The organism is Fibrobacter sp. (assembly GCF_045112255.1).
Classification (GTDB): domain Bacteria; phylum Fibrobacterota; class Fibrobacteria; order Fibrobacterales; family Fibrobacteraceae; genus Fibrobacter.
Genome location: NZ_JBGUHR010000013.1, coordinates 1 through 4,822, shown reverse-complemented (window position 1 = coordinate 4,822; position 4,822 = coordinate 1). Strand labels below are relative to the sequence as shown.

At 44.7% G+C, this 4,822-nt stretch carries 5 protein-coding genes and 1 pseudogene; 1 reads left to right on the top strand and 5 read right to left on the bottom strand.

Features of this window, described 5'->3' with window-relative positions:
* Positions 1–129: 129 nt before the first annotated feature.
* From ACJMM9_RS00935 to ACJMM9_RS00915, 5 genes and pseudogenes are all read right to left on the bottom strand, one after another.
* Positions 130–318: a transposon-encoded TnpW family protein gene (locus tag ACJMM9_RS00935; RefSeq protein ID WP_002569233.1), complete on the bottom strand. Its 189-nt coding sequence runs from the start codon at positions 316–318 to the stop codon at positions 130–132.
* Positions 315–890: pseudogene (locus tag ACJMM9_RS00930) on the bottom strand (ATP-binding protein); the annotation flags it as partial. The gene ACJMM9_RS00935 and the pseudogene ACJMM9_RS00930, both read right to left, overlap by 4 nt.
* Positions 891–1,422: 532 nt before the next feature.
* Positions 1,423–1,782, bottom strand: a complete 360-nt coding sequence (locus tag ACJMM9_RS00925; RefSeq protein ID WP_405323015.1) for a hypothetical protein — start codon at positions 1,780–1,782, stop codon at positions 1,423–1,425.
* Positions 1,783–1,843: 61 nt separating this feature from the next.
* Positions 1,844–2,086, bottom strand: coding sequence for a hypothetical protein (locus tag ACJMM9_RS00920; RefSeq protein WP_405323013.1), 243 nt, complete (start codon positions 2,084–2,086; stop codon positions 1,844–1,846).
* A gap of 226 nt (positions 2,087–2,312) precedes the next feature.
* Positions 2,313–2,642, bottom strand: coding sequence for a hypothetical protein (locus tag ACJMM9_RS00915; protein WP_405323012.1), 330 nt, complete (start codon positions 2,640–2,642; stop codon positions 2,313–2,315).
* 164 nt (positions 2,643–2,806) lie between these two features.
* Here ACJMM9_RS00915 and ACJMM9_RS00910 point away from each other — a divergent pair, with 164 nt between their 5' ends.
* Positions 2,807–4,576, top strand: a complete 1,770-nt coding sequence (locus ACJMM9_RS00910) for a hypothetical protein (RefSeq protein ID WP_405323009.1) — start codon at positions 2,807–2,809, stop codon at positions 4,574–4,576.
* The last annotated feature ends 246 nt before the right edge of the window (positions 4,577–4,822 follow it).

Genomic DNA, 4,822 nt, shown 5'->3' with positions numbered 1-4,822 from the left:
GGGAGATTACTTCCGCTCGTCTTCATTTAGTAGCGCAAAATTTGAGGACTCTTTATTTCCTTATTCGGTATAGCGGAGGCGGCTGTCTGTATAGCGGCAAAAGCGTCAAATCTGCTTCTTTATGGTCGGTCAAATCGCCGTTTTTTGTGTAGCAGCTTCCGCTTCCAGCACTTTCATCATCTTGTCGGCTGCGGTGTCGGTTGCGCCCTGCTTGAAGAAGCCGGAAACGGTAAGGACGGAGTTGCCCATGCGGATTTCCGTCACACAGTCCGGGCGGCGGTCTGTTTTGGTGGTGCTTGTCTGTTTCGTTTCTGTCATAGGCTCTCCTTTCGCTGCTTCATCAGTTGCTTTAAGCGTTCCAGCTTTTCCTGTGCGGTTTCCTTTCGGAAGTTGCTGCCCGTGAAGCGGACGGGGGCGCACATGGAAGTCAGCCTGTCATAGATACGGGCGTGGGGCGTGTCCTGCGGGTGCTGCAATTCCTCCAGCGTGAGGTTGGTCGTGGCGATCAGCGGCTTGCCGCTTCGGTAACGGCTGTCAATCACGCTGTAAACCTGTTCCAGCCCGTATTCTGTTCCTCGCTCCATACCGAAATCATCAAGTATCAGCAGAGGGTAGCTGCAAAGGCGGGAAATATATTCGTTCCTGCCCTCAAAGCTGGCGGCAAGGTCACCCAGTATCGTTGCAAAGTTTGTCATGCAGACGGCAACCTCTTTTTCCATAAGGGCGTTGGCGATACAGGCGGCAAGGTAGCTTTTTCCCGTCCCCACGCCGCCCCAAAACAGGTAGCCGATATTTTCAGCCTGCATGGTTTCCCAGCTCTCCACATAAAAGCGGGCGGTTTCGGTCTGCGGGTTTCTGCCGTTGTCATGCTCAAATGTCCAGTTCCGCATAGGGCTCTGTCGGGCCAGACCGTACTTTTGGGTCGAAACTGCGAAAACGCTGCGAAAATGACCCTCTGGCTCTGTTAGGCCTGGCCGTATAGCTACGAACATGCTGCGGACCGCCGAACGGTCATTTCAGCGTAAAAACATCGATTGCGTAGTGAATTTGCAGTTTCCAAGGGGCTTACGAAACCGACTTTTTTTGCTAAGACCGCCCGATTGTACAAAATGGCCTGACAGAGCCTACCAGTGGGCTCTGTCAGGCTAATTCGTACTTTTTTACAAAGACTGCCAAAACGCTGCGAAAATGACCGTTCGGCTCTGTTAGGTCAAACTGTATAGCTACAGAAACGCTGCGGCGGTCAGATTGCCTTTTTCAGCGAAAATTCTGCAATTCCGTAGTCAATTTGCAGTTTCCAAGGGGCTGACGGATTGGGAAAGTTTTGCTAAGACCGCTCGATTGTACAAAATGGCCTGACAGAGCCGCTAATATAATAAAAAGCCCCCAGCGTAAACTGGAGGCTTCCAAGCGCTTTCTAAGCTAATACAGTCTGACGTGGATGTCGTGATTCATTGACAAGAACTGTGCGTACAAGAGCGCTGCTTCGACACGTGGATCCACGGGAACTCGCCCACTGAACACGTCGTTCACTGAGTTGTAAAAACTCTGAACGAACATATCGTGTAAATTATCCGGATCGGTCGGGATTTGTCCTTTGGAATAATCCCACCATTCACTAGGATTTTCGAGCTCATACTTCAGCAGTTTCTCTTTTTGGGATTTGCTGAGTTTGGCAACCTTTGCAACGCTGTTGACGGCTGCCTTGATGGACTTGACCGATTCCTCGTTCAAAGGCTGGTTAAACAAATCAGTGGTGGAAGGAACATGATTATTACTCATGGTTGTAACTCCTTTTAATAGCTGCAACCAAAGCACAGTTAATTGCGAAGGTTCAATATATCTAGGCTTTAGTTACTTGTGTTTGCTCATCATAAGCATCTGTGATGAGCATCTTTTTAATCTGTTCGACTGCGAGAGTGTCAAGCTCTCGCATCCTTCGTAAAACATCATCATCGATGTTTATTTTGTCTAAAGCCATCTCAACGACTCTCGTCAGCGCACCTCTTTTCATCTTTAAGTAATCGATGGTGTCTTTGTATTTCTCGTCAATACGTAAGGTTAATGATATTGTCTTGTTAGCCATGATATTCTAAATAGGTTTTTGATTTTGATACCAATAATATAGCAAATTAGGTTGCAAATTGCACGTGCAATTTGCGCAAATATATCGGGCAAAGTGCATATATGGTCAAATCAATTGAAATTTTGACATTGGTTTACTAATATTTACGTAAGACACGCTTGTAAATGTGCGTTTTATACAGAGCGTCCCAGTATCAATACTGGGACGGAATGACCTTTAGCATAAATCAATAGGTCAAATAGTCACGTATATCAATAGGTAAATCGTTTCGCTTAATGAATCGGTCATGCCAATAGATGCTTAGGTTAATTGTGGCGGCTTGGTTAAGTAGGCGTTCGGCCCTGGATGCTCGATCCGTCTCACGCAGACGTATGCGTTCAAGAGATTTGACCGCAATCGCAAATGCCTCTTCCCCGCAAACTTCAAACTCCATTTCAACTTGAACATCATCCAGCCACGATTTTAGCCGCTTGGCTTCTTGTTCAAGCATGAAACGTTCGCGAGTGACTTCGTCACGCACTAGATTGCCGTCTTCGTCGTAGATATTACACCACATGTTGGTTCCTTTTTGGGTATACCTATAGTTTATATATCCCGTAGAATAAAGCTGGCAAATTGACGTCAATTTGGCCAATTTGCATTTAAAACATATTCCTGCTACATTTCGGCCATTAACAACAAAAAAACGACGGAAGCCGTCACTTAATAGAGAGGTATACTATGAATAATACCGCCACGATTACCGATATCATAGGTATTGACGATATCGACTCCTACATTGAACTGGAACAGTACACAACATGGGTCGCCACACACAAGAAGCCAATAGAAGATGACAGCGGAAATCCAATCAAGGATGACGAAGACGATTTATCTTCTAAAACAATTATATCCAGAAGTTCCTACAGCAATAAATTTGCGGTAGGAGTCAAGGCGTTTACGTTTTCAGAATTCGTAAAAGCTATAAGGGATGGTCATAATCTTAAGCGAATAGGCCCCAAATACATGACAAGATTCTTAGTCATAGATCTTGATAATGAATTCGGCGAAAACGTTACGCTAGAGGAACTTGACAGCTTCTGTCGAAAATATAACGCCATACATTGGACTGTTGGCGGATCGGGACGAGCCTTCCGCTACCATATTTTCGTATTTCTAAAGACGCCAATATTTAACAAACAAGAATGTGAAGAATTGACTAGACTTGTGCTGAAACATCTTGCGGAACATATCGGTCGAGAAGTGACGCCTGACGAGCATCAGTACGATTTTTTGCAATGGTGCTACGGGACTCCCCAAGTCAATCAAAGCTGCATGAAAGAGGAAATTCTTCCAGGAACATTATATCGTTGCCGTCAGATAACCAAAAAGAACGGCTTCATGACAGTCAAGGTTGATCCTTCTAAACCGGATTCAAAGGTGTACCTAAAAAACACAAAGAAATCCTCCAAGCTTAAGTTAATACCGTACACGACGCCGATGCTTGCCAATAAGCTGACCGATGGACGTTTACGTGCTAGTAAATACGAAGATGGTCGTTATGTTAAGCCTCTAGTATACTTGGAAGGAAAACGCTTTGACATCACTGAACCAAGGGTCAGAAAGCGTTTAGTACCACAGGGATATCGTTTTTTAACGGCCCAGGCGTTCATCATGCGAATCGTTCCGCAGTTCTTTCGTTGCCTAGAATATGGTCTAGTGTATTCTGACGAGGATTTGACGAATACGTTCCAAGTGCTTTGCATGCGTAATTTCTGTAATGCCGAAGCTTGGTGGGAGGAAACCGGAGTAACAATGGTTGACGGACTATTGTCAGAACTACATTCAAACGACGACCTTGACTACAAAGATATTGAAGCTAAATACACTTCCAGTCATTCTAGGAATATGTACAAGCGTCGAGGGTTTAGTTGTGCCGCAACAATGGAAATCATAAATAACTACGCCATGGCCTCTGACGATGAATCAACAGTAATCTTGGCAAGCACTCAGCAACGCGATGAACTACTGGAAGAATACAATTTGCAATATCAGTCCTTTATGCGATATGCTGCTCTACTTGGCTATAGAATCGTGTATGCCGATGACAAGAGGCATTCTCACAAGTACGACTACATTCAAGAAATGGCTCGTGAAACGGACGGCGTCTACTACTACGTCAACGCTCATGATGCCGAAAAATCGTACTGCAAGCGTCAAGATCCTCCGATAAAGTACAACAGCTATTTCAGCGTATTTTCTGGCAGTAGAGAACAGTATAATGCCATCAAGAAGGAAGCTCATGAGGCGTACCTTGCAATGAAGGCTTTCTTCGACAAGCAAGACTCCGAAAATAAGGTGGTGAATAAGGTCGAAAACGAGGATTGGGATATTCCGGATGATTTGCCGTTCTCTGTAGATGAAGACCCTAATTCTGAGTCGGAGGATTCATGGGATATCTGTATATCCATTTTTGAACCTAGTCAACTATCAATCGAAAACTTCACTTAATCAACTTGAGTAAGCGGAATTATCCAAATATGGGGTCGGTATGTTCAGAAAGAGTAAATATTCTTGGTTGTCCCTGCGGTACAAATAGCTGTTTCTGATATTATTGACCCTATCCAATCCAACTACAATTACTATATTGATTCCGTCAAAGAGACTCTATGTTTTGATGCACAACCGAGTTCCACCTGGTGTGAAAACGACTTCCACCTAGGAACTTTCGTACGCGTCTCATAGATTCTCCGACAC